Annotated in this window: 28 protein-coding genes and 1 pseudogene; 20 read left to right on the plus strand and 9 right to left on the minus strand. The window is 59.3% G+C overall.

Annotated features, from left to right (window positions below; genetic code table 11):
• Positions 1 to 290 precede the first annotated feature (290 nt).
• The 14 genes and pseudogenes from HGP14_RS29850 (at position 291) to HGP14_RS29915 (ending at position 15,059) form a co-directional block, all read left to right on the plus strand.
• Positions 291 to 1,439 carry a lytic transglycosylase domain-containing protein gene (locus HGP14_RS29850; RefSeq protein WP_246704674.1) on the plus strand — a complete coding sequence of 383 codons (1,149 nt, stop codon included), beginning with the start codon at positions 291 to 293 and terminating at the stop codon, positions 1,437 to 1,439.
• Complete coding sequence (locus HGP14_RS29855) at positions 1,436 to 1,807, plus strand: TrbC/VirB2 family protein (RefSeq protein WP_168833473.1); 372 nt, start codon at positions 1,436 to 1,438, stop codon at positions 1,805 to 1,807. Before HGP14_RS29850 ends, HGP14_RS29855 begins: the two co-directional genes overlap by 4 nt.
• Before the next feature lie 2 nt (positions 1,808 to 1,809).
• The gene (locus HGP14_RS29860) at positions 1,810 to 2,136 is read left to right on the plus strand and encodes a VirB3 family type IV secretion system protein (protein ID WP_168833474.1); all 327 of its coding nucleotides are present in this window, start codon (positions 1,810 to 1,812) and stop codon (positions 2,134 to 2,136) included.
• 3 nt (positions 2,137 to 2,139) lie between these two features.
• Positions 2,140 to 4,658, plus strand: a pseudogene (locus HGP14_RS29865) (VirB4 family type IV secretion/conjugal transfer ATPase).
• A complete protein-coding gene (locus HGP14_RS29870; protein ID WP_168833475.1) occupies positions 4,636 to 5,826 on the plus strand; it encodes a lytic transglycosylase domain-containing protein in 1,191 nt (396 codons plus the stop codon). Before HGP14_RS29865 ends, HGP14_RS29870 begins: the two are co-directional and overlap by 23 nt.
• 4 nt (positions 5,827 to 5,830) lie before the next feature.
• Entirely contained in the window at positions 5,831 to 6,622 is a 792-nt protein-coding gene (locus tag HGP14_RS29875) for a conjugal transfer protein (RefSeq protein WP_168833476.1), read from the plus strand.
• Complete coding sequence (locus HGP14_RS29880) at positions 6,619 to 6,828, plus strand: hypothetical protein (RefSeq protein ID WP_168833477.1); 210 nt, start codon at positions 6,619 to 6,621, stop codon at positions 6,826 to 6,828. Before HGP14_RS29875 ends, HGP14_RS29880 begins: the two co-directional genes overlap by 4 nt.
• A gap of 21 nt (positions 6,829 to 6,849) precedes the next feature.
• A complete protein-coding gene (locus HGP14_RS29885) occupies positions 6,850 to 7,923 on the plus strand; it encodes a type IV secretion system protein (protein WP_168833478.1) in 1,074 nt (357 codons plus the stop codon).
• A 59-nt stretch (positions 7,924 to 7,982) separates the two neighbouring features.
• On the plus strand, positions 7,983 to 8,717 hold the full coding sequence (locus HGP14_RS29890) for a virB8 family protein (RefSeq protein WP_168833479.1): 735 nt from the start codon (positions 7,983 to 7,985) through the stop codon (positions 8,715 to 8,717).
• A complete protein-coding gene (locus tag HGP14_RS29895; RefSeq protein WP_168833480.1) occupies positions 8,714 to 9,547 on the plus strand; it encodes a TrbG/VirB9 family P-type conjugative transfer protein in 834 nt (277 codons plus the stop codon). The genes HGP14_RS29890 and HGP14_RS29895 overlap by 4 nt, the downstream gene beginning before the upstream one ends.
• Positions 9,548 to 9,557: 10 nt before the next feature.
• Complete coding sequence (gene virB10 / locus HGP14_RS29900; protein ID WP_168833481.1) at positions 9,558 to 10,892, plus strand: type IV secretion system protein VirB10; 1,335 nt, start codon at positions 9,558 to 9,560, stop codon at positions 10,890 to 10,892.
• Positions 10,889 to 11,938, plus strand: coding sequence for a P-type DNA transfer ATPase VirB11 (gene virB11, locus HGP14_RS29905; RefSeq protein WP_168833482.1), 1,050 nt, complete (start codon positions 10,889 to 10,891; stop codon positions 11,936 to 11,938). Before virB10 ends, virB11 begins: the two co-directional genes overlap by 4 nt.
• Complete coding sequence (locus HGP14_RS29910; RefSeq protein ID WP_168833483.1) at positions 11,907 to 14,618, plus strand: type IV secretory system conjugative DNA transfer family protein; 2,712 nt, start codon at positions 11,907 to 11,909, stop codon at positions 14,616 to 14,618. The genes virB11 and HGP14_RS29910 overlap by 32 nt, the downstream gene beginning before the upstream one ends.
• Positions 14,619 to 14,687: 69 nt before the next feature.
• Entirely contained in the window at positions 14,688 to 15,059 is a 372-nt protein-coding gene (locus HGP14_RS29915) for a hypothetical protein (protein WP_246704666.1), read from the plus strand.
• Here the strand turns inward: HGP14_RS29915 and HGP14_RS29920 are convergent, their stop codons facing one another.
• Genes HGP14_RS29920 through HGP14_RS29930 form a run of 3 tightly spaced genes read right to left on the minus strand, consistent with a single transcriptional unit; the run spans position 15,060 to position 17,106 of the window.
• On the minus strand, positions 15,060 to 16,445 hold the full coding sequence (locus HGP14_RS29920; protein ID WP_168833484.1) for a hypothetical protein: 1,386 nt from the start codon (positions 16,443 to 16,445) through the stop codon (positions 15,060 to 15,062).
• Between the two features lie 9 nt (positions 16,446 to 16,454).
• Positions 16,455 to 16,742 (minus strand): hypothetical protein, encoded by a 288-nt coding sequence (locus tag HGP14_RS29925; protein ID WP_168833485.1) that lies wholly within the window; start codon positions 16,740 to 16,742, stop codon positions 16,455 to 16,457.
• 13 nt (positions 16,743 to 16,755) lie between these two features.
• A complete protein-coding gene (locus tag HGP14_RS29930) occupies positions 16,756 to 17,106 on the minus strand; it encodes a hypothetical protein (RefSeq protein WP_168833486.1) in 351 nt (116 codons plus the stop codon).
• A 33-nt stretch (positions 17,107 to 17,139) separates the two neighbouring features.
• Here HGP14_RS29930 and HGP14_RS29935 point away from each other — a divergent pair, with 33 nt between their 5' ends.
• Positions 17,140 to 17,481 (plus strand): helix-turn-helix domain-containing protein, encoded by a 342-nt coding sequence (locus HGP14_RS29935; protein ID WP_168833487.1) that lies wholly within the window; start codon positions 17,140 to 17,142, stop codon positions 17,479 to 17,481.
• A 31-nt stretch (positions 17,482 to 17,512) separates the two neighbouring features.
• On the opposite strand, the gene HGP14_RS29940 is transcribed toward HGP14_RS29935, so the two are convergent.
• The 5 genes from HGP14_RS29940 to HGP14_RS29960 form a co-directional block, all read right to left on the minus strand.
• Complete coding sequence (locus tag HGP14_RS29940; RefSeq protein WP_168833488.1) at positions 17,513 to 18,058, minus strand: hypothetical protein; 546 nt, start codon at positions 18,056 to 18,058, stop codon at positions 17,513 to 17,515.
• A gap of 133 nt (positions 18,059 to 18,191) precedes the next feature.
• Positions 18,192 to 18,506 (minus strand): DUF2840 domain-containing protein, encoded by a 315-nt coding sequence (locus tag HGP14_RS29945; RefSeq protein WP_168833489.1) that lies wholly within the window; start codon positions 18,504 to 18,506, stop codon positions 18,192 to 18,194.
• 25 nt (positions 18,507 to 18,531) lie between these two features.
• Positions 18,532 to 19,128, minus strand: coding sequence for a nuclease (locus tag HGP14_RS29950; protein ID WP_168833490.1), 597 nt, complete (start codon positions 19,126 to 19,128; stop codon positions 18,532 to 18,534).
• The gene (locus HGP14_RS29955) at positions 19,125 to 19,751 is read right to left on the minus strand and encodes a thermonuclease family protein (RefSeq protein WP_168833491.1); all 627 of its coding nucleotides are present in this window, start codon (positions 19,749 to 19,751) and stop codon (positions 19,125 to 19,127) included. The genes HGP14_RS29950 and HGP14_RS29955 overlap by 4 nt, the downstream gene beginning before the upstream one ends.
• Before the next feature lie 17 nt (positions 19,752 to 19,768).
• The gene (locus tag HGP14_RS29960) at positions 19,769 to 20,455 is read right to left on the minus strand and encodes a thermonuclease family protein (RefSeq protein ID WP_168833492.1); all 687 of its coding nucleotides are present in this window, start codon (positions 20,453 to 20,455) and stop codon (positions 19,769 to 19,771) included.
• A 129-nt stretch (positions 20,456 to 20,584) separates the two neighbouring features.
• On the opposite strand from HGP14_RS29960, the gene HGP14_RS29965 reads away from it, so the two are divergent.
• From HGP14_RS29965 to HGP14_RS29985, 5 genes are all read left to right on the plus strand, one after another.
• Positions 20,585 to 20,983 carry a hypothetical protein gene (locus HGP14_RS29965; RefSeq protein ID WP_168833493.1) on the plus strand — a complete coding sequence of 133 codons (399 nt, stop codon included), beginning with the start codon at positions 20,585 to 20,587 and terminating at the stop codon, positions 20,981 to 20,983.
• 116 nt (positions 20,984 to 21,099) lie between these two features.
• Positions 21,100 to 21,849 (plus strand): ParA family protein, encoded by a 750-nt coding sequence (locus tag HGP14_RS29970; protein WP_246704667.1) that lies wholly within the window; start codon positions 21,100 to 21,102, stop codon positions 21,847 to 21,849.
• A gap of 3 nt (positions 21,850 to 21,852) precedes the next feature.
• Positions 21,853 to 22,239 carry a hypothetical protein gene (locus HGP14_RS29975; RefSeq protein WP_168833495.1) on the plus strand — a complete coding sequence of 129 codons (387 nt, stop codon included), beginning with the start codon at positions 21,853 to 21,855 and terminating at the stop codon, positions 22,237 to 22,239.
• Positions 22,240 to 22,243: 4 nt separating this feature from the next.
• Positions 22,244 to 22,636 (plus strand): hypothetical protein, encoded by a 393-nt coding sequence (locus tag HGP14_RS29980; protein ID WP_168833496.1) that lies wholly within the window; start codon positions 22,244 to 22,246, stop codon positions 22,634 to 22,636.
• Positions 22,602 to 24,617, plus strand: a complete 2,016-nt coding sequence (locus HGP14_RS29985; RefSeq protein WP_168833497.1) for a relaxase/mobilization nuclease domain-containing protein — start codon at positions 22,602 to 22,604, stop codon at positions 24,615 to 24,617. Before HGP14_RS29980 ends, HGP14_RS29985 begins: the two co-directional genes overlap by 35 nt.
• A 68-nt stretch (positions 24,618 to 24,685) precedes the next feature.
• On the opposite strand, the gene HGP14_RS29990 is transcribed toward HGP14_RS29985, so the two are convergent.
• Positions 24,686 to 25,282: a hypothetical protein gene (locus HGP14_RS29990; RefSeq protein ID WP_246704668.1), complete on the minus strand. Its 597-nt coding sequence runs from the start codon at positions 25,280 to 25,282 to the stop codon at positions 24,686 to 24,688.
• Between the last annotated feature and the right edge of the window lie 10 nt (positions 25,283 to 25,292).

The raw sequence follows: 25,292 nt of genomic DNA on the forward strand, positions 1-25,292 counted from the left end.
GTGTGCCGAATCTATGGGGCTCAATCAGGCGCTGATGCCGGCTCTGTGTTGATCAAGGGCGGCACAGCGGTTCGCCTCGCGCGAATTCTCGGCGATCGGGAACAATTTGAATACCGGTGGGCGCCTGACCCGTGGTCGCGGCTAAGAGATTGAAGTCGCTTGCAAATATGCTGACGCAAAGGGCGGATCCTCCCAGGAATTATACTCAAGTGCAATTTTCCGGTTGATTTCCAGGCCGGGATACAGTTCAAATTATTATACCGCAGTATAAGTTATGAACTGGTTTGGCCATGGATCGCAGCCCGCTTTCTCCCCTCCAGAGACCGCAAACCGAATGGTCGCGACACATTTTTTGGCCTGCCCTTACATTTGTTCTTCTCCTGACCTCTTTCACCGCCAGTACCGGGAAGAGCGGTCAGTTTATCGTAGCCGCGCAACCGCCTCAGCGGGGCGATCGGCTGCGCTCTGTTGACAACTTCAGATCAGGGTTCGCTTCAACCCAGCCGAGTTTGGCTGCCGTGGCCGCGACGACCACGGTGAGCGCAGCCGCTTCGCCGGCAATTGATTGGAGCAACTTCTCACAGCGGATCGGTGAACTCGACAATGCCGATAAGATGACGGCCAGCCTGTCTCCACTGGGGACAAATGTGGTTGACACGATGGAAAGCAGCCTTGACGCGCGAGGCACGGCCTCGAGCGGAGGTGCCGGAGCCAAACTCGGCGTTTATTCGTCGATCGGCGTTTTTTCCGCTGATGATCAGCCGGTGAGCGCGGCCGTCGACCAGGCAGGCGAGCCTCGCAAGAGCAGCGCGACGGCCGGAGCGCGCCCTGTTCTCATCGCCCACGTGCCCCAGGAGTATACCGCGCTCGCCATAAAGATTGCCGTCGAAGAGGGCGTCGATCCGAACTGGGTGCTGTCGATCATGCGAGCCGAGAATGGCGATTTCGATCCAGAACTGGTCAGTGCCGCTGGCGCGATCGGCCTGATGCAGGTCATGCCGAAAATTGGGAAGGCTTTCGGCGCTGCCGACCTTACAGATCCCGAGCAGAACATCCGTGCCGGTACCCGCTTCCTGCGCCTCCTCATCGATAAATATCGCAATCCGGTTCTCGTCGCCTCCGCCTACAATGCCGGCGAGCCCCGCGTCGACGCGCGTCATTCCTTGCCGCTGATTCAGGAGACTGCCGACTATGTGACGCGGGTCGTTGGCTACTACACGGGTGCATCGTCACCTTCATCAGCTTCAAGCACTGCCAACGCAACTCCGTCCGCCACTGCCCCTGGTCGTCCTACACGTCGCGCCGATCGGGCTAGATCCCCAATGCTTGTCTTTTCCATTTCAGGCACGCCCGTGGCGGCAAGCCGCAGCCAAGAGGAGGCCGCTGAAATCCCATTCGGCGGCCCGGTAAAAATCGTCAAGGAAGAGGTGCACCCATGAATCGTTCCGAATTTGCAATCCAGGTCCTCGTCGTCTACGGGCGCGCGGTCTGGTACTCGCTGATGAGACAGAAGTGGATCGGCAATGCCGCAATCATCCTCACCGCCAGCCTGATCCTCCTCGTCAGTCAATTTGAGCCAGCCGCTGCGCAAAATCTCGATGCGTTGCAGAACGCCGCCGACCGGCTGGTACAATTCTTTACCGGACCCTTCGGCCGCTCGGTCGGGGCGATCGCTTTCATCGGAATGTTTCTGGCGGCGGCCTTCGGATACTGGTCCTGGGGAGCGCTGCTGCGCGTCGGTGGAAGCCTTGCCGGCATGTTTGCCGCCGCCGAACTCGTCGACTTCCTGGCTGGCGGCGGATCCTGATCATGGCCGGGTCTACAAGCACTGCCGACCGTGGCGACGATTATATCGAGTGCCATCCTGTCATTCTCGCGCTCACCCGGCCGCCGACCGTGATGGGCATACCCTACACCTATTTTCTGGCGGAATGCTTTGTCTCGCTGATGGTGTTCATGATCTTGGGCTCGATCCTCTGGTTTCCGGTCTCCTTCGTCATCCTGCACACCATCCTCTATGTGCTCACAGTCAAGCTCGACCTCTGGTTCTTCGACATCGTCGGGAGGCTCAGCCTGTGCGGCATCAACCCGCTCGGCCGTCGGCTCGGCGGCGGCATCCGAACCTACGGAGCTTGACCCATGAGCACGATGGCAAGATCGCTGAAAGGAACTTTGTCGAAGGGATGGGAGATATTTGCCGACCGCAGTATCTCGACCCATGTTCCGTTCTACGTGCCGATCGAAAACGGCATAATCCGGCTTAAGAACGATTGCTTGGTCTCGACCATTAAGTTGACCGGCTTCTCATTCGAGACAGCTGATATCGAGACGATCAACATGCTGCAGCGCCAACGCAACTCGGCGTTTCGGGCAATTTCGTCCTCGGCAATTTCGCGTTCTACACCCATGTCATCAGGCGCAAGGTGGCGCCATCGCTGCCGTCCGGCTTTTCAGACCCCTTCATGCGGCGCCTCGACGACGTCTATCAATCGAGCATCTCCAAGAACGAAATGTTCGTCAACGACACCTACGTGTCGCTGGTTGTCCGGCCCTTGTTCAAGAAGGGATCGGCGCTGTCCCGGATCATGGGCGTCGGCGGCAATGTCGTACGCAGGGAGCAGTTTCGGGCTATGCGCGATAAATTGGTCGAGGCGACACGCGCGCTTGAGAAGTCCCTTGCTGTCTATGGCCCTAAGGTTCTGCGCGATATGCAACGCGTCGAAGCCGATTTTGGGAACGGAAGGAAGATCTATCGCGACATCTCCAAAGACATGGTGGTCGAGGAGGGCATGCGGAAGATCTGGTTCTCGGAACAGTGTGAATTCTTCTACACGCTCCTGAACGGTGGGCGCGTCCGACCGATCCGGCTTGGCAATATCCCGATCGACCAAATGCTTCCCGCACGTCGAACGTCGATCGGCAACCGGGTCATCCATTTGCAGGGCGATACGCAGGACGATGATCGATATGCCGCGATGGTATCGCTGAAGGAGTACCCGCCGGAAACCGGGGCGGGCATGCTCGACTATGTTCTCAAGCTGCCATTCGAGATCGTGCTGACCCAGTCGATGTCGTTCATCGACGACATGGCGGCGCGCAGCCGGATCGAGAGGCTCGACCGGCAGATGTCGAAAGCTGACGAGGGTGGTTCTAGCGTCCAGGCCAATCTCGACATTGCCCGTGACGAACTGGCTCGCAAGCGCGTCGCCTTCACGGAGCACCATCTCACCGTCATGCCCGTCGCCAAGTCGACGGCCCAGCTGGACGACGCGGTGGCCCTCATCGGCAATGAATTGGGAGCGCTCGGCGCCTCCTACGTTCGCGAAGACCTGAATGCCGAGCCGGCATATTGGGCGCAGCTTCCCGGCAACCAAGCCTACATTGCCCGCCGAGCTTTGATCTCGACCCTTAATTGCGCAGGGTTAAGCAGCTTCCACGCCTATCCCTATGGCAAGCCGGACGGCAACCATTGGGGGCCGGCGATCACCATTTTCGAGACGACGTCTGGCACACCCTTCTTTTTCAATTTCCATCAGGGTGATGTCGGGCACACCACCGTCTTCGGCCCGACCGGATCGGGCAAGACCGTGATCATGGCTTTTCTGATCCTGCAAGCCTACAGGGTCAGCCCGCGCCTGAAGACGATCGTCTTCGACAAGGACCGCGGCCTCGACATCATGGTACGCGCGGCAGGCGGCACCTACATGGCGCTGGAGCCCGGAGAACCGTCCGGCTGGAATCCGCTCCTTCTCGATGACACCGAAGAGAACCGGGTTTTCCTCTACGGCCTTCTGAGCTTCATGTTGAAGCCCTCGAAGGAAGGCGAGAACCTGACGCCGCAGGAAGAGGCGATTATTCGCAACGCCATAAAGTCGGTCCTGAAGACGAAGGACAGGTCCTATCGCCGTCTGTCGTCGCTACGCGCTCTTCTCGCCGGCAGCGAGAGAACCGAGGGAAGCCTGATCGCCAGGCTCGATAAATGGGTCGGTCATGGCCCCTATGCGTGGCTGTTCGACAATGCCGACGACAATCTCGACATTTCCAAGCCGATGATCGGCTTCGACATGACGTCGATCCTTGACGATCCGACGGTGCGCACCGCAGCACTTCTGTACATGTTTCATCGGCTCGACGCGATCTATGACGGCAAGGCGCCGATCATCAACTTGATGGACGAAGCCTGGAAGTTGCTCGATGACGACGAGTTCAAGCGCACGATGAAAGACTATTTCAAGACGATCCGCAAACGGAACGGTCTTGTGATCTTTGGCACGCAGTCCGCCGACGACGTGGTTCAATCGAGCGTCAGCCGGACGATCATCGAGCAGACGTCGACCAACATTTTTTTCGCCAATCCGAAGGCCGACGAGAACTCCTATATGGAGCATTTCGGGCTCTCCAGGGCCGAATTTGATTGGGTCAAGAACGGCGACCCAAGTTCGCGCTTCATGCTGATCAAGCAAGCCAAGAGCAGCGTCATCGCGCGCGTCGACATGTCCCACATGCCGGAATTCATCAAGGTGCTTTCGGGGAGGGAAGAGACCGTGCGCGAGGTCGAGCTGCTGCTCGACGAATACGGCGACGATCCGAAAGGCTGGCTTTCGAAGTTCTGCAACTGGGAGGGAGGCGCGTCCGATGAAGACCGCAAAGCTTTCTGAGCTGGCGACCGTCAGCCTCCTGGTGCTCGCCGCTGTGACGACCCCGACCGCCTACGCACAGGTGCCCGTCATCGACAACGCTCGGCTGAAGATCCAGCAGGAGACGTTGAACTGGTACAAGAGCTATGAGGCGGACACTCAAGGGGTAAAGGGCGCCACGGGCGGAACGACCGACAGCGTAGCACCCGGCCAAGGCTCCGGCGCACCGGCCGATTGTTCGGCGGAAGGTGTGGCAGGAAACACAGCGCCCGCCGCACCATCGAAGCGGACCCCGAGCCAACAGGAGGTCGCTCGCATGGTCGAAGACGAGGCGCTGCGCCAGGGCGTCGATCCCAACTTTGCTATTGCGATTGCCGAACAGGAATCGCGCTTCCGGCAATCCGCGCGTTCCGCCGTTGGCGCGACCGGCGTCATGCAGCTGATGCCGGGAACCGCAGCAGGTCTCGGCGTCAATCCCTATGACACGCGCGACAACATCCGCGGCGGCGTCAAATATATCAAGCAACTCCAAGGGATGTTCGGCAACCGCTACGACCTGATCGCCGCCGGCTATAATGCGGGGCCGTATCGCCAGTCCCTGCAGAATGGACAGATCCCAAACATTCCCGAGACGCAGGACTACGTCAAAAAGGTTTCGGCCTATTACAGCCGCAACAAGGCGCAGAATGGCGACCGTACTCCTCCATCTGGCACCGAAGCCGAGCCGGAAACTGTCAGCGATAGCACGGGTTGCGGCGAGCAGTTGAAGAGGGCCGTCGATCGCAACACAGAGGCACAGATCGAGCGCGGAAACGTGTGGAACGCGTTTGTCGAGAAGTCGACGGAAGCGAACCAGCAATATCTGCAGCGTCTTCAGGCCGGGTTGCAATCGTCATCGGCGAACCTGCGCGGCGCTGGCGGCGGCAATGCGAAGGATCACGACGGTTCGGTTGTCATGGCGCAGATCCAATGCCCGACGACGATCGCCGATACCGGCAGCACCCGCTGCTTTGCCGTGCCGTCGACGGCGACGACCGAGCAGATCCAGCGCTGGCTTGAGGACCTGCAGGAACAGGCGCGCGCCAACGGCGACGTCGCCACCTTCTCGGTCATGCAGGATCCAGCACTGGGTCTGGTGACGGTCGTCGACGCCAGACCGACAGCAAACTGGACGAGCAAGAGAGGTTAGGCACATGAAGACATTCATTATCGCGACGGCTCTTGGCATCATCGCCGCCTCGCACTCTTACGCGCAGGTGCCGGTCAAGGACGCAGAGAACATATCTCTGAGCGAGGAGATCAAGCGGCTATCGTCGCAGATCCAGCAGGACACGTCAGTCGTCAAGGACAATACGACGAAGACGCTGCAGGCGATCACCGGCGATCGCACCCAGGATGCGAGCCAATTTGCCAAGCTTGCGACTGGCAACGGTTTCAGCATGGGGCAGGCGCCGGATTTCAACAGCATCTTGTCCGGCAACCAAGCTGTGTTCGGCGGAATCGGCGGCCAGTTCCAGAATACCGCGGCCAAGCTCATCAATGGGTTGAATCTGGTGAAGATGGTCGCCGACACGGTCAAGGGGGGCGAGCTCTCCGGTGCCAACCAGGCTTACTCGCAAGGCATAAACGCGCTGACGACGATGACGGCGCTCACCGACGCTATGAACAGCGCCACCAAGGATAGACAGAACTCCTTCATGCAGGCGACACAGCAAGTCGGCAAGGCGCAGGATCTGAAGGGAGCGCTCGAGCAGAACACCCAGATGGTGCTGCAGGGCAACCAGACCGCCAACGAGGCCGTCGGCTCGCTCAACAATCAGGTCATGTTGTTGAACCAGCAATACAAGGCCGCGCTCGCGACGTCGTCTCAGAACCTCAAGACCTTCGCGACGCTCCCCGACAGCGTCATGCGTGATGACGGTGCCGGTCAGCAAGGCGTCTCCGTGCGGGATCAACTGAAGGCGTTCGAGGAGCAGTCACAGTGAGGCTGATCCTGGTCCTTGTCCTCGGCTGCGTGGCGCTTTCCGGCTGCGCCGGCAAACAGGAACAGCTGGCGAAGTGCTCCGCCGACGAGAACCCGGTGCCAGCACTCGGCTTTGATAAGGAGCAGAAGCCTGGACCCGCTGAACAGGCACTGGCGGAAGCCGTCGTGAACGATTGCGGTCCCATGCGACCCGTTAATCAATTCTAGAAGCCACTTACAGGATGCGACATGGATCCGGTCAGCTACGCGATCAATTTCTATGGCGATGCCTTGCGTTACTTCGACAAGATCAACGAAGCGTCGCTGGAACGAGCCTGGGGTCTGTTTGCCGAAAACGGCAATCTCGTCTCCGGCATCCTGGCGATCTTCCTCATCCTGTATTTTCTCTGGGGCGCGCTCGGGTTTTCCAGCGTGTCGTTGCAGGATATGGCCGTCACGGCATTCAAGCTCGCGCTCGCATACGCCCTGATCATGTCCTGGGCTACATTCTACGACAATATCGGCCAGTTCGTGCTGTCGACGCCACAGGATCTTGGCTCGGCGATTTCCTCGGCAATGGGTGGGCAATCGGCCGGATCGGATCTCGCCAGCCAAGTCGCGTCGATGGCGCGCAAAGTCTACGACTTTGCCATGCAGCTCTTCAATTCCTACGAGTCCGGCTGGCTTCCGAACGTCACCGGCGCTGTCGTCGTCTTCATCGTCCTCGTCTTCGGCCTACTGCCGATGCTCTTGATCCTCACCGGCGTGACGCTGTTTGCCAAGATGATCACCGCGGTCATGCTGGCGATCGGGCCGATTGCCATCCTTTGCTATTTCTTCGGCATCACGCGCTTCGTCTTCGACGCCTGGGTAAGGGGCGTCGCCTACGGCATGTTCATGCTTCTCTTCACGTACATCATGGCCGGGCTGTCTTTCGGGTTTCTGATCGGCATGATGGACACCATCAATGGTGACATGGCGACCAAGGAGAACGCGCTCGCGATCGTGCTGGCCATGGTGCTTTACCTAGCACTGATCTCCTACTTCATTTTTCAGGTCCCTGATTTTGCCCGCACCTTCGCTTACGGCGCTGCCATATCCGGGGTGCCGGGCGGGGGCGGCGTCGACGCGGCATATGGATCGGCACGAAAGGGACTGTCGGCCAGCAATTCGAGAGCCGGGCAGGCCGCAGCGGTTGCTCTTGGCATGTTGGCAGGCCCCAGAGGCGCGGTAACCGCAGCGGCGCTCGCCGGCCGCGGCGGCATGGCAGGTGCCGGCGCACTCGGCCGCATGCTGACCACCCGGCGCCGCAACGGCGAGTGATGATCCGCCGACAGAGATGTTTCCACGATTTTGACGCCCACGAATTCGAGGTTTGAAACTTGGCATTGTTCAAAAAGCAATTGAGGGCCGCCCCGGCCGATCATATCCCCGGTCCGCAGGATATCTATGATCAGCATTTGTCGTGGGGAGAAAAGAACCGCTCGCTCAGGACCTTGATTGGTCTCATCCTGTTGGCCTTCGCCGTTGCCGGCTGGGTCGTCGCCGGCGTGCTTTCTTTTTCGGTGGCCCAGCTTTTCCCGCTTGTCCGCACCGAAGTCGTGCCTCTCATCGTCGACAAGAACACGGGATACATGGAAACCGTGACGTCGCTCGACAAGGATCGGTCGAGCGTCTCGGAAATGCAGGCCGTTCGCGCTTCCTTCGTCGGCAATTATGTCATCCGGCGAGAGACCTACGATCCCCGCTATCTGTCGGATAATTTCGACATGATCGCGCTGTGGTCGGAGCCGAACTCGGGCGCTTTCAAGGACTACGAGGAGTGGATCAACCCGTCCAACCCACGAGGGCCTGTGAAAACCCTGGGCGCGACCGGTGACATCCGTCCGGAGATCCTCTCGGTCAATCCGCTCAATGCCTCGACCATGGCCGTCCGGTTCGAGACACGGGAGCGCCAACGTGGTGGTGACGTCGTCAATCGGTGGTCTGCAACGGTACGCTTTCGCCAGATCAATCTGCCAGCCAGCAACCGGGTTCGGCTTTACAATCCGCTCGGCTTTGTCGTTACCGAATATGTGAAGGTCCCAGAGACAATGCCTTCGGGGCTTGCTCCATGAAGAGATGCGCGGCCGCATTTTCCCTCGTTCTGCTCATGACCCCAGCAGCCGTTCATGGCGAGCTCCTGGCACGGCCGGGCCGGCTTGACCCGCGCGTCCGGTCACTTCCGTATTCTGCCGAACAGGTATTTCTCGTCACCGGCACCTATGGGCTGGTCACGACCATTCTCTTCGGTACTGACGAGGAGATCACACAGGTCGTCGCGGGCGACACCGTCTCCTGGCAGATCCTCACCTCGGCCGACAGGCGTTCGTTGACGTTGAAGCCGATGGAGAAGGACGCGGCGACCAATCTGTCGGTTGTGACCACGAAGCGAACCTATTCCTTCGATCTGCGCGTCAACGACAGCAAGGCGATGCAGAACCAGACCTTCAAGCTGACATTCACCTATCCGGAAGATGCCGGCTTGAAAGGAACTGCCGAGCTCTGGAAACAGGCTCAGGATGCCGAGCGTAAGCCGAACATCAAGAACATTCGTCGCGACAAGGTCAATTACGACTATGGCTTCAAGGGCAACGATGCCGCCAAGCCCCTATGGGTCTTCGACGATGGGGTGAAGACCTTCATGAAGTTCACCGGCGACATCCCGGCGATCTTCATCGTCGACCCCAAGCGGCGCGAGAGCCTCGTGAACTATCGTCGGGAGGCCGATTACATCGTCATCGACAAGGTCTCGCGGCAGTGGTCCCTGCGTTATGGGACCGAGGAGGAGACCTGCCTGTTCAATCTCCGGACTTCTCCCGCCGACACTCCGGCGCCCATCGAAGGTGCAGTCGCTCCGAAGCGGATTGGAGCCGGAGCCGCCAACCAGCAACCCCAATCACGATAGGAGGTGCGCCATGTCAGATCCCAGCTACCACTCGATCGACAACGATACCGCCATCGGCGGACAGGTCAGACGGCCCGGCATCGGCATGATGCGGCCGATCGCGGTTATCGCGGCGATCGTGGGCGTGGGCGTGGTCCTGTATTTCCTCCTGGCGGGCGGAGAGAGGGAGCCGGCGGTCGACACGTCGCCGCGCGAAGAGTTTCGCCCGGCGCAGGTGCCGCGCAGTGAAGGCTTCAGGACGCCAGCGCCTCCGCCGCTTCCAACGGTTGAAGTCCCAGAGGCTCCCCCGCCGCCACCTCCGCCACCGCCCGCACCTGTCGTTCCCGCCGCTGCTCCGGTAGCACCCCCGGCGGAAGTCGATTGCACGCGAGGCAAGAACCCTGACAACCCGCGCTGCATTGAACTCGCGCGGGAGGCAAAGCTTTTGGAGCGCGTACGTTCGTCGGCCATGGTCTTGGACCAATCGAATAGGACGACCGGTGCGGCGCAAGCGTCCGCCGATGGCGCGAGTGCCGGACCGTTCGGGTCAGCGGTTGGATCGGGGGCGCAGCCGAGCGCAGCCACAGATGGCAATGCGGCCGATAGTGACCGCGCGTTCTTGAAGGCGATGGGCGGGCAAGGCGTCGAAGTCTCTGTCGCCTCCCAGAACCGTCGCACCGACGCCTGGATCCCCCAGGGCACGATGATCCGGGGAACGCTGGAGACGGCGATCAATTCCGACCTGGCCGGCATGGTCAAAGGGATTGTCCGCGAAGACGTCTATTCCTTTGACGGCCGTCGAATCCTTATCCCGGCCGGTTCCTCGCTGATCGGCGACTACAAGTCCGGGGTCGAACGGGGGCAGGAGCGTATCCTGATCGTCTGGACTCGCATGATCCGCGGTGACGGTGTCTCGGTGCAGCTTGGCTCCTACGGCACAGACCGGCTTGGCCGCTCGGGCATGACGGGTGTCGTCGACCGGAAATATTGGGAACGGTTCGGACCGCCAGCTTTGATGACGCTGATCGGCGGCGCCACGCAATATATCGCCCAGCTTGGCCAGAAGCCCGACCGGAATATCACCATCATCAACGACAGTGGCAGCGTCACCCGCATCCCGCAGGACAATGGCGATACGTCACAGGATCGCGCCCGGCAAATCGCCGCCGAGACCATCGCTTCCGGCATTCAACAGCTTGGCTCGGAAGCCTTCCAGGATAGCCGCAACATCCGGCCGACCATCCACATCCCGCAGGGCTCCGACATTAACGTCTTCGTCACACGCGACCTCGACTTCGCAGACCTTTATCCTGATCCGGTTCGCGAGCGGTTCGAGAGCTTGCGCAAGCAAAGATACGGCAAATGAACGCACGCCCCGCAATCTCCGCCGAACGGCATTTTCTGGCCGAGGCGCTGGAACCCATCCGGGCCTTTCTCGACGATCCTGCCGTCGTCGAGATTTCCTGCCAGCGCAGCAACGAGATCTGGCTCGAGAAGATCGGCCAGCTCAGCATGGTGAGCCAACGGGTCGACGGCCTGGACCAGGACGCAATCCGCCACATGGCGTCCCGCGCGGCATCTTTTACCAAGCAGACCGTCAACGCTGAGAACCCGCTGTTGTCGGCGACACTGACGGGCGGCGAGCGCGTGCAGTTCGTCCTTAGTCCGACGTCGGCGACGGGGCATGCTTTTTCGATCCGCAAGCAGTTCATTCGTCGCTTCGACCTAGACGACTACGAGAAGGCTGGCGCGTTTCGCTTCACGAAGGTTACTGGCGATGACTATATCGATGACGTGGATATCGAGCTTTCAACGCTGCTCCGCGCCGGCAAGATTCGCGCTTTCCTGGAACTCGCGGCCGTCAATCACCGCAGTATGCTGATTTCCGGTGGGACATCCACCGGCAAGACGACGTTTCTCAACACCATGCTGACTTCCATTCCAAACCAGGAACGCTTCATCCTGATGCAGGATACGGAGGAACTCGAACCGCGACAGGAAAATGTCGTGTCGCTGCTGGTCTCGAAGGGAGGCCAAGGGGAGGCTAGGGTCACCATGACTGATCTGCTGGCCACGGCGCTGCGGCTCAGGCCGGACAGGATCTTCATGGGCGAGCTGCGCGGTGACGAAGCTTTTGATTTCCTGAATGCGATCAACACCGGCCATCCCGGATCGATGTCGACCATCCATGCGAACTCGCCGCACCATGCGTTCAACCGCCTGTCGACGCTGGTGCTCAACAGCAATGTCCGCATGGAGCGCGACGATATCATTCGATATATCCGTTCGATCATCCCGATCGTGGTGCAGTTGAAGAAGAGCGATGCCGCCGGCGGCCGCGGCGTCAGCGAGATCTACTTTGCCGATGAGGTGGACAAAGATGGCAAGCGTATTCACGTCAGCGGAGACTGACCGCCCAAAATGGACCGTCCTGCAGCGTGCCTCGCTGTTCACCTTGCCGGTCGCGCTGTTTTGCGCCGTCATGCTTTGGCTTCTTTTCTTTACGCTGATCTACGACGCCTATATCTCCTCCTTTGGATCGGCCTCCTACTTCGACTATGTCGGGCAGGTGCGCTTCGTCGACGCTCTCCGCTACACCTGGTCGATCATTCACACTCGCAACACGGTCGGATTGTCGCTGCTGGCTTTCGCGCTTGCCGCGCCATTCCTGTTTCTCCTGCTTAGCCTCTGGATGCTGAAGGCAGGCAGGGCTCTCTCTCGCAAGATCCTCTACCTGCTGCATGTCCGCTCGATGTTCAGCCTGATCGCGCATACGGCTCTGGTCTTCGCGGCTGCCTATGCCGGCGTGATCGTCTATGGCGTGGCCTTTTATCTCATTGTCACCAAAGCCGGCGAACACGCCGAGATCGCCGGCTACTATGGCAATCATTTGGCCGCGATGTATCAGGCGCCTTTCGGCGCGACCGACACGGCCGGGACCTATCAGAAGCCTTCCCGGCAGACGGTGCTCGCCGCACTTGCGGGTCTTGCGGCTGCCAGCGCTTTGGTAGGATTTCCGATCGGCGCGGCCATCCAGCGTCGCCAGCGGATGATCATGGGCAGGGCGCGTCTGGCGACCCTGAAGGATGCGGCCGACTTTCGTCTGCGCGACAAGCGCGGCATCGTCCTCGGTCTGAAGCAAGGGCTTTTGCTGCGCAACGACGGCGACCAGCACGTCATGGTCATCGGCTCACCGGGGCAAGGCAAATCGCGTGGCTTCGTGATCCCGACGATGATGAGTTTTGAAGGATCGCAGATGGTCCTTGATATGAGCGGAGAACTCTTCGAGGAAACGTCGGGATACCTGAAGGATAGAGGCTACGAGGTATTCCTTCTGGCGCCAGGCTCGAAATTCACCGACGGCTATAACCCGCTCGATCTGATCAGCACCGAGCCGAACCAGCGGATCACCGACCTGCAGAAGTTGACGCAGATGCTGCTGCCGGAACGCCTGCGGTCCGACTCTTCCGACTTCTGGGAGGAGAGCGCACGGATCCTACTGACGGCGATGCTAGGGTTTGTGCTCGAATGCCCGGACACGCGTAAGTCCCTGAGCGAACTTTACCGCATCCTCAATTCCATGTCCGACGAGCGCAAGGCGATCGTGCAATTGCTGGAAAACTACGAGGCGGTCCTTTCCGACCAGACCCGTATGCAACTGACCAAATTCGCCGGCCGCCACGAAAAGCTCGGGGAGGGGATCGCAGCGGAGATCGTCGCCAAGCTCAACTTCTTACAGAACCCGCTGGTCGAAGCGCTTACCTCGATTACGTCAATCCCGATCGACACAATCAGGAAGCGGAAGATGGTGGTCTACATCCAGGCGGACTGGAACGCCATGCAGATCTACGAGCGATTGATCTCGATGTTCATCCAGCAGATGGCCGACAAGCTTGTTCAGTTGGGTCCGTTGCGCAACGGCGAGCACGAGGTCCTGATGATGCTCGACGAGTTCGGCAATGGCGGCCGGATCGATACGGTGCTGACGCTCGCGCCGCTGATACGCAAGAACGGCGTGCGCTTCGTGTTCATTCTCCAGGATGGTGCCCAGCTCGAGCGCCTGTACCAGCGTTCCGGCCAGAAGATCCTCATGGGCGCATCGACGATCAAGCTGTTCATGAACTTCCAGAACCAGGAGGACGCGACAGCGGTCTCCATGGCAGCCGGCAAGACGACGGAATGGGTCGAGCAATCTTCCTATTCCCACCGCCACGGACGCCGCCAAAGATCGATTTCGAAAGTGCCGGTCTCGGTCGACCTGCTTCCCGTCAACACGCTGATGATGATGAAGCCCGAGGAGGCAATCCTGCAGGTCACCGGCATGCCGCTGATGCGGATCATGAAACTCGATTCTGGCGGCGAGCGGATGTTCGCTAAAGTGCGCAAATTCGGGCCAGTGTCGCGGCCATGCATGGAGCCGGTCGAATGGACAATCGGCCATCGCGACCACGCAGCCGGCGCACGGTCGTGGCAAGCCAACGACGAACGCTTCATCGTCAAAGACGGTGTTCGCCATGTCTATATCTCCTCGCTTGATGAGCTTCGCGATCGGCTCGACCTGGATGAAACGCGCGAGGTTGGGGGCGGCGACGATGATCCTACCGCCGCGGAGCAGAAGCAGCGACGAAATGAACCTGCATCGGAACCCGTGGGAAGGCGTCGACAGGACCGCGCGCCGAACCGGCATGGTCCCGACCGTGGCTCTGACGTCGACCTGAAAATCGACGAGCAGAGACTTGCGGATAATGTTTATTCGGGATCTCCGGCTCGCAACGGCCGTCGACGCCAAGGTGTCAACCAGTCCACGGATCATGCCGCCCCCCGCCCTGCGGAGCTAGGCGTTCTCAAGCGGCAGGAGGTGAGGGAAGCGTTCGGAAGCGACTTGCGGACCTTGAACGATGCGATCTTCGAACAGGCCGACGAGCTCGAACTCGAACCAACCGACCTCAATTCCGATGTCGACCTGCTGATCGGGACCTTATCGAACCGCCTGACGGAGACGAGTTCACTGGATTACCTGCATCAGTTCGCGAGGGTGGCGCGCGATCCGTTGGGCGAGGACGTCGAGCAACTCGATGAGCCGGCCGAATAGGCGCGTCTCCATCACCAGCGATTCAAACCGGCGAGGCATGAAGAGTCGCGCCGTCTTTTTAGGAGAGCAATGTCATGGGCGAAATCAAACACTTTTCGAAAGTCGATTTTTCAGATCCTCGGAGTACTGATCGTCTCTGCGGCAAAGGCTGACGCAGGTTTCTGGTTGATATTGAAAGAGCGCGAGATGGAGAGGCGGACACTTGCCGTTAACGCGCTCACCACTGTGAGAAGCGAGGTGGGCAGCACCGCTGTGGAAAGACTGACGCCGTCGATCGCAGTTCTCGCCGAGGAACTGGTCTCGCGCATGTTTGGAACTTGTTCAACCGGGACCCTAGCGAACATTCAAGAGGCCTTGCTCCAAGCAGCGGGTGCCGAACTGCGGGATGCTCAATTACAGAACGCGGGAGATCGCTCCAGTTCCGACGTCGATGACGGATAGCTACGACGCATGTCCAGCGGCAGATAGGCTGGAAAGATTTCCGGCGTGTCGCACCTGATCGATGACCCACGACTGCAGACGCCGGGCAGTCTCCGCCGCGTTCGCCGCAGCCAGGTCGTTCGGAAAAATTCCAAAAAGCGGTCCGAGATACTTCGCTCGCGGCAACATCACCTCCTTCGCTTGACGATACTCGTCACTCTCCATTCCAAAGGCTTCAATGATAAGGTTTAGAGAATGGGTTGCTCCATAGCTGACGTTCAAGATGAAGTCTGGCCGGCATGGACCAATGGGTGTGTCAGAGGCGAAGAGTGGTTTGGTGATCTCGATACGAAGTTCTGGTGCGGCCTCAAATAGTGACTGTTGCAGCCAGAACAGGAGATGGGTTACGTCCCGCTCAAACCCCGATTCCACCGGAAACAGGGTGTCGCCATTGTAGACGGGCTGTGCATAGGCTTGGACCGCTCGGGCCGGCCCATCGTCATCGTCTCCAAAATCCACATTCAACAGCGTCAGGAACGGTCCGCGGCTGGCAGGATCGCCACGAAGCGGCTGGCGGACTTTCGCCAGGATATCGATCTTGCGCGCCGAGGATGCCGGCATGATTGTCTGTGTCGACACGCTTGTCGCAAACAGCGCCATGAACCCGGTTCGACGTACAGTCTCGGGCCAGTCTGGGCGCGAGGTTGCGAGCAACCGCTGCCAACGGCTGTCTGGATCACGATAGTCGGCCGCCCATGTCGACATCAACGCGATAAGCGTCCAGGTGCGCAGCACCCGAAACTCACGCGCTGCGGAGCGTAGCCTTGCAAGCTGATCTCCGAGGCTGAAATCCCGCTCATCCTGCAAGGGCGGAATGACATTGGTGCCGGCTTTATCGAGCACCCTCCAGAGGATTGATCCAAGCCGGGAGGGCCGATCGTTTCGCTCGACCGATCGGATCCGGTCTGAGGCGGAGACGTCAGCAAGTCGGTCGGGAATGGCTGGGAGCGCATCGATGTAGCTTCGTTCCGACTTGGGCAACGGGCGAAGATGATAGCCGCGATCGAAGCGAGAGGGCGCGGCATCCTTGTCGACATGAAACGGGCAGGCATGTGCATGGTTTGGGCGCTCTTCGTGCCGGCCGGGATCCTCGTCTTTCGGCAGCAGGCGCCGTAGTGTGTAGGTGTGTTCCTGCTGAATCGGGGCAAGAAGGGGCTGGTATCGACCGGGCAGGCAGTCGCATTCGATCCAACCGTCCATCAACCGAGAGCGCTTGATGACGGATAAGGCGATGGCCTCGTCTTCACTGGAAGCAGCGTTGCCATACCAGGCGCGCAGGGCAACTGCCTCGCATTCTTCGAGTGTGGCGAGACCGTGGGCAGGGCTATTGCGAACAACGATCCGCATGCCGACGTCTTAGTACCCTGATATCCAGAGTTGATAGCCTGTATATCCGCAAGCCGCTGCGGCGCTTAAAGCTGCCAATGTCTCTGCCCACGCATGGACGCGGCTGTGTTTTACGAGCCGCGCGTCCTCGAGAACGGCCGACAAAAAAACGTACACTGGGATCACCATAACGTAACCAACCGTCAGGCTGTCGCCGATCGACAGGCGGGCCGTGATGAAAATCAGTCCAAGGGTCAGAAGCGCGACGGAGAGACGCGTCAGGTCAAATCGATAGCTGGACGTCGTGAACGATGCCATCCAAATCCTCCGATCAAGCATAACGAATAGACTTTAACTGCAGTATAATTGTTCGGCAATGGAATTGTTGTTCAGAAGTGCAAGCCGTGTCGTCCGACATCATCGCGACGACGATCAAAGGGCGCAGTTCGAAGCCGCCTGCAATCCAGGCCCGCTTGCTGCAATGTTGACTGACGGTGTAGAGAGGTAACGAGCTTGTGAACGTCCCAACGACAACGATGGGCAACAAAGAGTTATAGGCATGGTTACGTTGATCATCTGTCGCCGTTGGATCCGCAATGATTGATTTATTTTCGAACATGTTGATAAACAGGCGCCGCAGCGACGACGCTTTTCCAAGGGATGACGCGTCCTGTCCCGGCATGTCGCTTTCAACCGAACGCGGGATATTCGTGCAATGCCACGTGTGAAGGTCGATGCCGACGTAGAACTAGACAAGTCGATCCTCACATCGCTGTCGTTTCAGGAAAGACTGGCCGTTGGTATTGGCCGTCTGAAAGCTAGGCGTCGCGTTACCAACAAGGATTTGGCCGAGCAGCTCGGTGTATCGGAAGCCTACATGTCGCAAGTCACACGCTGCATGCGTGACGTGAAACTTTCGACCCTCGACAAGATGCAGCGCGAGTGGAAAGTCGTCATCGAAGATCTGCTCAAGGTCACCGAAGACGATCTTCCTCGCATAGCAGCATTGAGATCGCGGCGAGGAAAGAAAAAGAGGACAGCAGAGTCCGCCGCCTGACCTTGGCCGTCCGGGCAGATGGCAAACGCGGCTAATGATTCAGGTTGAACCAGAACCGCTCCTTGACGCCCGTGTCGTTGGGTATGTCGAAGAAATAGGGGTCAGCGCGTCGCGGGCGCGGAGTGGCAATCTGCTGGACGCAGCCGTTGTCGTCGTTTCCGAAGCTGCGACGAATGGTTTGACCTGGTAGCCGCATCGCCTCAGAACGCAAGTTCGGTGAACGGCAGACATCGACTGTCTTGATGCACTGGTCCGGCTCACCTCGCCATCCATTGTTGCCCTGCGAGCTGTAGCCGACTGTCATGCCGGCCGGGCATTCCTTGAAATCCTCGCGGCCTGGCTTGCCCGAATTGGCTTCGTGGCAGATAGGCCAATCAAATCCGGGTTTCTTCATGGCAGCGATCAGCCTGGTCATGGGCGGAACGCAATAGGGAACGCCATGCCATGAAGGATTCTGCGATGCTGCACACAGGAGCACCTGACAACCCCAAGAGGCGTCGTCGGCCTTCGCATCAGGGCTCCATACGGTGAAGCTCCCAGCCGCCAACGCCGCGACCACGATTGACAATCGTCTCATTACTTCGCCTCCATCTAATTCTTGAATTTGCGTCCAGGTGCCACCGATCCTTTAAGGAACGGGCTGGCCGTCCCGACGAGGAAGGCCATTGCGGCAATGGCGACGACATTGTCCGACTTGCTCATCGGCAGTCTCAGTATCCTTCAATTCCCAGGCGCTTCAGAATGATCGCGGGATCGGTTTGGCAGTCTTTTTTCCATTCCGGATGACGCGCGCAGGCGTAGGCGTACTGGCTAAGGTCTGCCGACGACAGGTCGGCAAGCCTGTTGCCAACAGCCTTCCATTGCTGCACGTCCGCCGGATCACATCCTGCGCCGGCGACACCGCAGTGGTCGGGGTCTCGCTGCCCGATCTGGTTGGGCGAACCAGCACTTTGCGCGCTGGCTGCAACAGGAACAAAGGCAAGCAAGGCCATTGCTACGGCAAGGGTTTCGAGAACACGTTTCATTCAGCCTCCAGGCAGGTCCTTCAACTCAGCGCGTTGTTTGATTGACAGGCAGCGGCAACGGCAGTCCCGGTTCGGATTCCGGCAGCCTGCTGTCAGACGTGTCTGCCTTCGCCACCGAAGCATCGTATAGCCAGGGCGGAAGCAGGTCGGGCGACGACCAGACTCCGTACCCCAGACCCCTGGATTTTCTTTCGATGTCGAAATAGGCAGGCACCTGAGGCTCGCCCGGGTAGTTGAACGCATAGCCGATGCCTTCGGCAATTGCTGTCGCTGCCAGATTGGTCTCTCCGACGAAGCAGTGGGCGACCAACACCTGCTTGGCGTCGCGTCCGATCGGCCCGCAGTTGACGTTTTGGCCAAGCGTCCGAAGGATCATCCATGCACGTGACACCTGACCGGCAGGCCATCCCACCCCAGCGCTCGTCGCGGTCTGCTCCAGGCGGGGCGCCTCGTAGCCGGCCAGACGGACGACCTGTCGGCTCTTGACGAATTCGAAAGTCGTTGCATCAACGACCTGAACCATGCCGTAGATCTGGCGCGGCACATCGGCTGGTCGACTTTGTGCGAGCGACGCCGCTGGTATCGCCATGAACAGCATCATCGAAACGGTCACGACTTTCATCGTTGGGTCCTCGCCTGCTGCGTGAGCAACGAAACCGGATGCGGCATGTCAGGATACGCCCAAAGCCCGGCGCGTGCGGATCGCGCCGCCTCCTCAGCCGTCCTATATCCAGGGACGATCGGACGGCCCGCCCCGTCGACTGCGGCGAATCCCCATCCCTGAGCGATCATATAGGTTGCCAGATCATAACGGTGTTGGCCGGTGGTCGTCTGGCACGCCACGACCGCATCGTTCTGGTCGAGATCTTTGATGGTGGCGCAGACAGGTCGGGTGTCTCGGATCAATGCTTGCACCATGATGAGGTTTAGCTCGCCGCAGTCGCGCACGACGCCGGCAGACACCGTGATATTTGTCCCTCGGAGGCACGATTGCAGGCCGTAGAGGCGATACCGCCGGCCGCTGGAAATCCAGGTGTCGCCGGTTTCGAATTGCGCCTCTGAAGGAAAGGGAAGGAATTTGGATTGGTCGTCGTCGCGCGTGCCAGTGGCGGGCAAGTCTTGTTCAGAGGCCTGAGCTCGGACGACCGGTGCAGAGGCTGTCGGCGTCATGTCGCCTTGTGCAAGCATCGGCATGATGGTCATCGCTGCATAGAAGCCGGAAACTGTGATCGTGGAAATCAGCATGAGTGATCTCACCCGCATCAGTTCGTTGATAGATTGGCACGATAGCGAGCGCCGTAGGGATGGACGAAATAGGCGTTCGCCCAAATCCCCGCCTTGTCCCGGCGAGCCTGCTCCTCGGCTTTTGCGTATTCCGGAAAAACAGGGCGCCCCGCACCATCACGGGCAGCAAACGCCAGTCCTCTGCTGATGAGCGTTTCCGAAAGCGATCGGACCCCGCCATCTTCGACAAAGAAGCATTCGGCATAGTGGACCGTGGGTGTTCCGGGCGCATTTCCGAAGACGTGACAGGGAAATGCGTCGCCCGCACGGATCTCTGCCTCATTGAGGGTTGCTGTCATTCCCGCAAGTGAGACCATCGCGCATGTCGTCCGCAACCCAGTGAACTCTACTGCTTCTGTCGAAAGGCAGCCCTGAGCGCCGGCTAGTTTGACAATCGTCCCATCGAGCGCGACGAACCCAGTGCCAGTAAGGGCACTTTGAGGTCTGATGGTCTGCAGGTCGAGCCGCGTTGCTATCGAGGATGTGTCGAGCGGCGGGATTGGCCCTGGTATCAGATCGCGCCCCTGCGCGTAGGCACGTTGGTAGTAGTGGACGAAGTCCGCAGCGGTATCGGTATCGGCCGCAGCAGCCTGGGACAGCGCGATGAGGATGTTGACGAGGGTGTAGGAGAGGAGGCGATCGAGCCGCCATGCGCCATTCTTCATGTCCGCATCCGTCTTGTTTCGACTTTTTCGACCATGCACGAAATTATACTGCAGTGCAAGTCTGGAAAAGGCATGCGGATTGGAGTATGTCTTGTCCAGGCACTGAAAATCGCACGTGGAGAAGAGCGGATGTCAGCGTTCAGGCAGTCATTTAAGGTCGTTATCTTCCCGTTTCGAGCGGCCTGGTTCGTCATGTTGAGCGCCAATTTTATCATAGTGTCGGCTGTGGGCCTGTTTTTTGCGTCGTTCGTCGCATACGGCATCGCGCTAGTATTTTCATATGCGTTTCTCCCCACAGAATGGACGCAAGCGCTGTGGCAATGGGCAGCTGATCTCTACGCTCATTCGTCCTGGTTCAAAGCGGCCACGATCACATTCTTCGCGCTGGTGTTTTTACCAATCCTTCGCGTTTGGCCGGGGAGGGATCCGGTTACGGATGCAACTCGTGAACGCGAAATGACACGGCTGAACGAGGATTTGATCGCCGCTCGGCGGCAGGAAGAGCTACGAGCCAAACCTCGGGCATGACGAGGGCAGGGCAGGTTCGTCCAGAGCGTGGCGGAGATGTCCGCAATCTTTGGCCGCCACCACCGAACACCCTTCCTCCCAACAATAATACTCGATGCAAGATGGTGAAGAAGCTTATGGCAGTTAAACCCCTTTCCCTCGCGATCTCGACGTTCAAGGGCGGTGCCGGTAAATCAACCCTGAACGTCAATCTCGCAGCCGAGTTCGCGCAGCAGGGACATCGAACGCTCCTGATAGATTGCGACGAGCAGGAGTCATCGACGCGCTGGTACAATGTCTCGATGAAGCGCGGGCTGCTCCCGACAGACGGCACGTTGCTGCATCTGCGCGTCGCACCTGGCGACAGGTTTCGCGACCGGCTTGCGGACGCACCTGAAGCGGATATCCGTATCTATGACGTCGGCGGCTACGTGCATCAACGGGCTATCGAGGTTTATCACGAGTGCGATGCGGTCCTTATTCCGATCATCCCGGAGCCGACCGCTGCCACGTCAGCAATCAAGGTGGCGACGATCCTGAAGGAAATATCGAAGAAGCGTGCGGCAGGGCCGATCCCCTATGCGGCCATCTGGAACTACGTCGACATGATCGCGCTCAAACACAACAGGTCACTTCCCGAGGTCCATGCGATCCTGACCAGCGGCCGGATCCCGATGGTGGAGACGGTAATCCGGAAGAGCAACCATTTCAGTGATGTCGGAGCCGGTTTCGGCTCGCTCTATTCCAAACTGGCAAGTATCGAGAACAATTCCTCGCTCACCCCATCGGCCAAGAGACGGGCATCCGAGAGCGTGCTCGATGCAATCGACCTCGTGAAGAAGATCAATAACGAGTTCATCGGCCTTCTGCAGGCGGAAGCGGCATAAACAATGTCGAGGGAGCGGACGCCGACCGGCAACATTCTTGCGCTTGCCCGGTCCAGAGAGGACCAGGCAAAGGAGGTGGAAGAGAGTGCCACGTCTTACATGCCGACGGATATCGACCTTGAGACGCTGATGCCAGATGAGGCTCTGGAAGCAGAAGCAGCGAGCCGCGAGCCTCAGGCGCGGCGGCAACCAGCCAAGACCCGAAATCCCGGTCCACTGCCACCGCAAGCGATCGCCACGGACGCTGAAACAAAGCGCAAGCGTATCTCTCTCTATCTCGACGACGACGTGCTGACCAAGATATTCCGCGTGTCGCTGGAGCGGCATGAACAGCTCTCTTCTGCAACACACCGGCTGATTTTAGAGGCGCTGAAGGCGAGGGGGCTGTAATCAGATGCGTGAGCCCGCCGTGATGTTCCGCCTCCCCGTTCACATTCTGAGCAATCTCGAGGCCGTGTCTCGCAGGCTCGATGTCTCTGTGAACATCGTCGCCAAGCTCATCGTCACCAGAGAGGTGATGCACATCCCTGCGATGCTCGAGGAACATGACCGTCAGTTGGCAAACATCCACCAGTTCCTGCGAGAACTTGCTTTTCGAAACGAGGAGTTCCTTTCCGATGGAGACGTTCGTGCTGCAAGCGCAAAAGCGATAGTGCAGCAGCTCGAGAACGTCATGGGTGCGCTCGATGCTATCAGAGACGCAGCCTACGTCCGGCCCTCTACCTTTATCGCCGATTTGATCAGGAACCATGATGACCGACATGTCCAAAAGTCGCTTCGCGTCTAGGTCTGAGGGCCGCCGGCTGCCGAGCTACTTCGAGCTTATAAAAGACGAACTCCGGCGACGAGGCGGCGGTGGAAGCGGCGCCGCAAAGAGACCATCGTCGGCCAAGGCGGTTCCGCGCGCCGGCAAACATCCCGGCGCTGCCTCGGCTTTCAGTCGTGCTTCCGGCAACAATGCGGTTGTCGTCAAAATCCTGTCTTATGGGGCGGGCGCGGCTTCAGCGCGCAACGTGCTCGTCTATCAGAGCAAGGAAGAGAAAGCGCACGACCAGGATGGCCGCGAGGTTACCGATCTGCGAGACGCTGTGCGCTCCTGGGAGCGGGAGTTCGGCAACCGGAAAGGCAGTCAGGATATTCTTCGCCTGACCTACGAACTGGAGAATGCCAACCGCGACGATATCGCTCGTGGTCTTGCTTCTCTCGCGGAAGATGGTTTCCGCGAGCCCGCGGACACAGATCGGACCTACGCGTTCAGCGTCAGTGAAGGCGTGAAGGGAGGAACCCGTCTGCATTTTGCTTTGGTCATCGCTCACGAGAAGAAAGACAGGTCGGATCGAAGCAGCGCGAACCGGGTTCCTGCGGAGATAGAGAATGTGCGTGCGATCGACGATCGACTGGACAGGGCTCTGCGTGACGCCGGGATCACTCCGACCTCGCGCTATTCGGCGGAGTTTTCCTCTGGACCCAAAGGCCTGACGGCAACCCTGCATGCGATGCAACGGGCAGGAGCGGAGGTCACAATTTCTACAAAGGCACGCATCGAGGAGCGCCCTGGCAGGAGTGGCCGTTATGAACTCGGCGAGGTGCGGCGCGAAGTCACGACCAGGGACCACAAGGAACTAACCGCGGAAGGCAGGACGGTTGGGGTTCTCATGCAAACCCGCCAACCGCGGGATTTCATGCACCTTTTGCTCTCAGGACCAGCCAATGTGGATCGCAGCCAATTCATCCTCGCTGGCCGAGATTTCCTGCGGGAGCAATTCGCGGGGCATCGTTATGCCTATGCTGTCCACAATCGTCACGATCTTGAAAAGCACCCGCACCTGCATGTGATCGTCGCGCTGCGCCATGCCAACGGAAGGACGCTCAACCCCAACATCCGCGACTTTACCGAATGGCGTGTCCGCTTTGCCGAAAAGGCGCGAGAGCGCGGTATCCCGATCGATCGTCAGAAGCGCATTGAGCGCGCCGGTCCACCGCCGGTGAAACGATGGGAATGGGAGATGTTCCGGCGGATGGGCGCAACGGCTCCGGGCAACGTCGTTGATAAGGTCATGGCGAGGGTGCGTGACACTCCGAGCGCACCAAAGCGCCAGGATGCTCGGAGCCGGCTCGTACAGAGTCAGCGGTCCGTCGGACGTGTCATCGAGATGCTGGAGAAAATCGCAAAAGATCGATCGGCCCCCAGCACCGCACGCGAACTTAGTCACGATCTGTCCGTGGGGCTTCGTCGCGAATACCAACGGCTCGAAACAGCGGTTCAACAAGGCCGCGATCCCATACGAGAGAAAGGCGAAGAGCACATGCTACGATCCACCCCCATTAGTGCCGCGCAGGCAAGGGCGGCGAAGGAAACGCTCGCGAACACGGCTTTGAGCGTTGCTGCCAAGATCGCCAATCCGTCTGATCGGTTGATCTTCGAACAAGCGACAAAGATCATCGGCAAGGTGGTTGGGCTGCAACTCGATTCCCGCGTCGCGAAAAATCGGGATCGGGCGGAGGCTGGCAAGGACAAGCGCACTTCGGATAGCTTGGACACGAAGTCGGCGACCGGGCGCGACCATGTTGCGGAGCAGGGCGTCGTCAACAAGAGTTCGAGCAACCGTGCTGTTGATCAGCCGCGCGTAGCCCGTTCAAATGCTGAGCATGATAGCTCGGAAAAAGATCGATCAGACCGTCAGAGAAACCAACAGCGCGATCGCGAGATACCGAAATCGATCAAGCTGCGCCCGCCGCAGGAAAAGGATCGGGACCGCGGTCGGTAACCGAAAAAGGCGAAACTGCATCAACGAGAAAGGCTTCACCAGCCTTCATCTCGACTACAGGAACCCGCTTACTCTAGATCCAAGGCATGCTTGATCATCGTCTTAAGCCAACCCACTGTCGCTGGCCGGCTGATGTTGGAGGGCGCGCGGGCGCTTAATCCTGGATAGAAAATTTCCGTGAGACCCGGCGTGTCCGGGCTGGTTAGGGGGGCGTCTGCTTTCCGCACCAAGACCGTCCTATTGAGATCGGCCTCGTACCATTCCGTCAGTTTCGTTATCAGATCGAGTTCAGCTCTGCTGTGCGAACGCTGGCGCTGTTTGAGGTCCGATGTACAGGCTGCGTCTATCCAGAAGTCGGGTAGGGCGCCCGATACCTTCAGAAGATCGTCGAGCAGCCGTGTCAGCGTCGCGCTATCGATACTGACACGCGTGTCGAATGGTCGACTTGAACGGCGGGAAATAAATCCAAAACGAACATCGAGGTCACGCATGTCCTGAAGCATGGCCACGAAATCAGCATCGATATCGCCGAGTGTCTGGTCTTCGAACTGCGGCTTCTGCCTCAGCAGGATGTCGTCACGCTCAAAAATGACCAAGCCAGTTGAACCCACTTGCCTGCGGATGCAATGCTCGTCGAATACGTCAGAATCCATAGCTGCTTTCAAAGCTGAAATA

The organism is Rhizobium sp. P32RR-XVIII, assembly GCF_012641395.1.
In the GTDB taxonomy this organism is placed as follows: domain Bacteria; phylum Pseudomonadota; class Alphaproteobacteria; order Rhizobiales; family Rhizobiaceae; genus Rhizobium.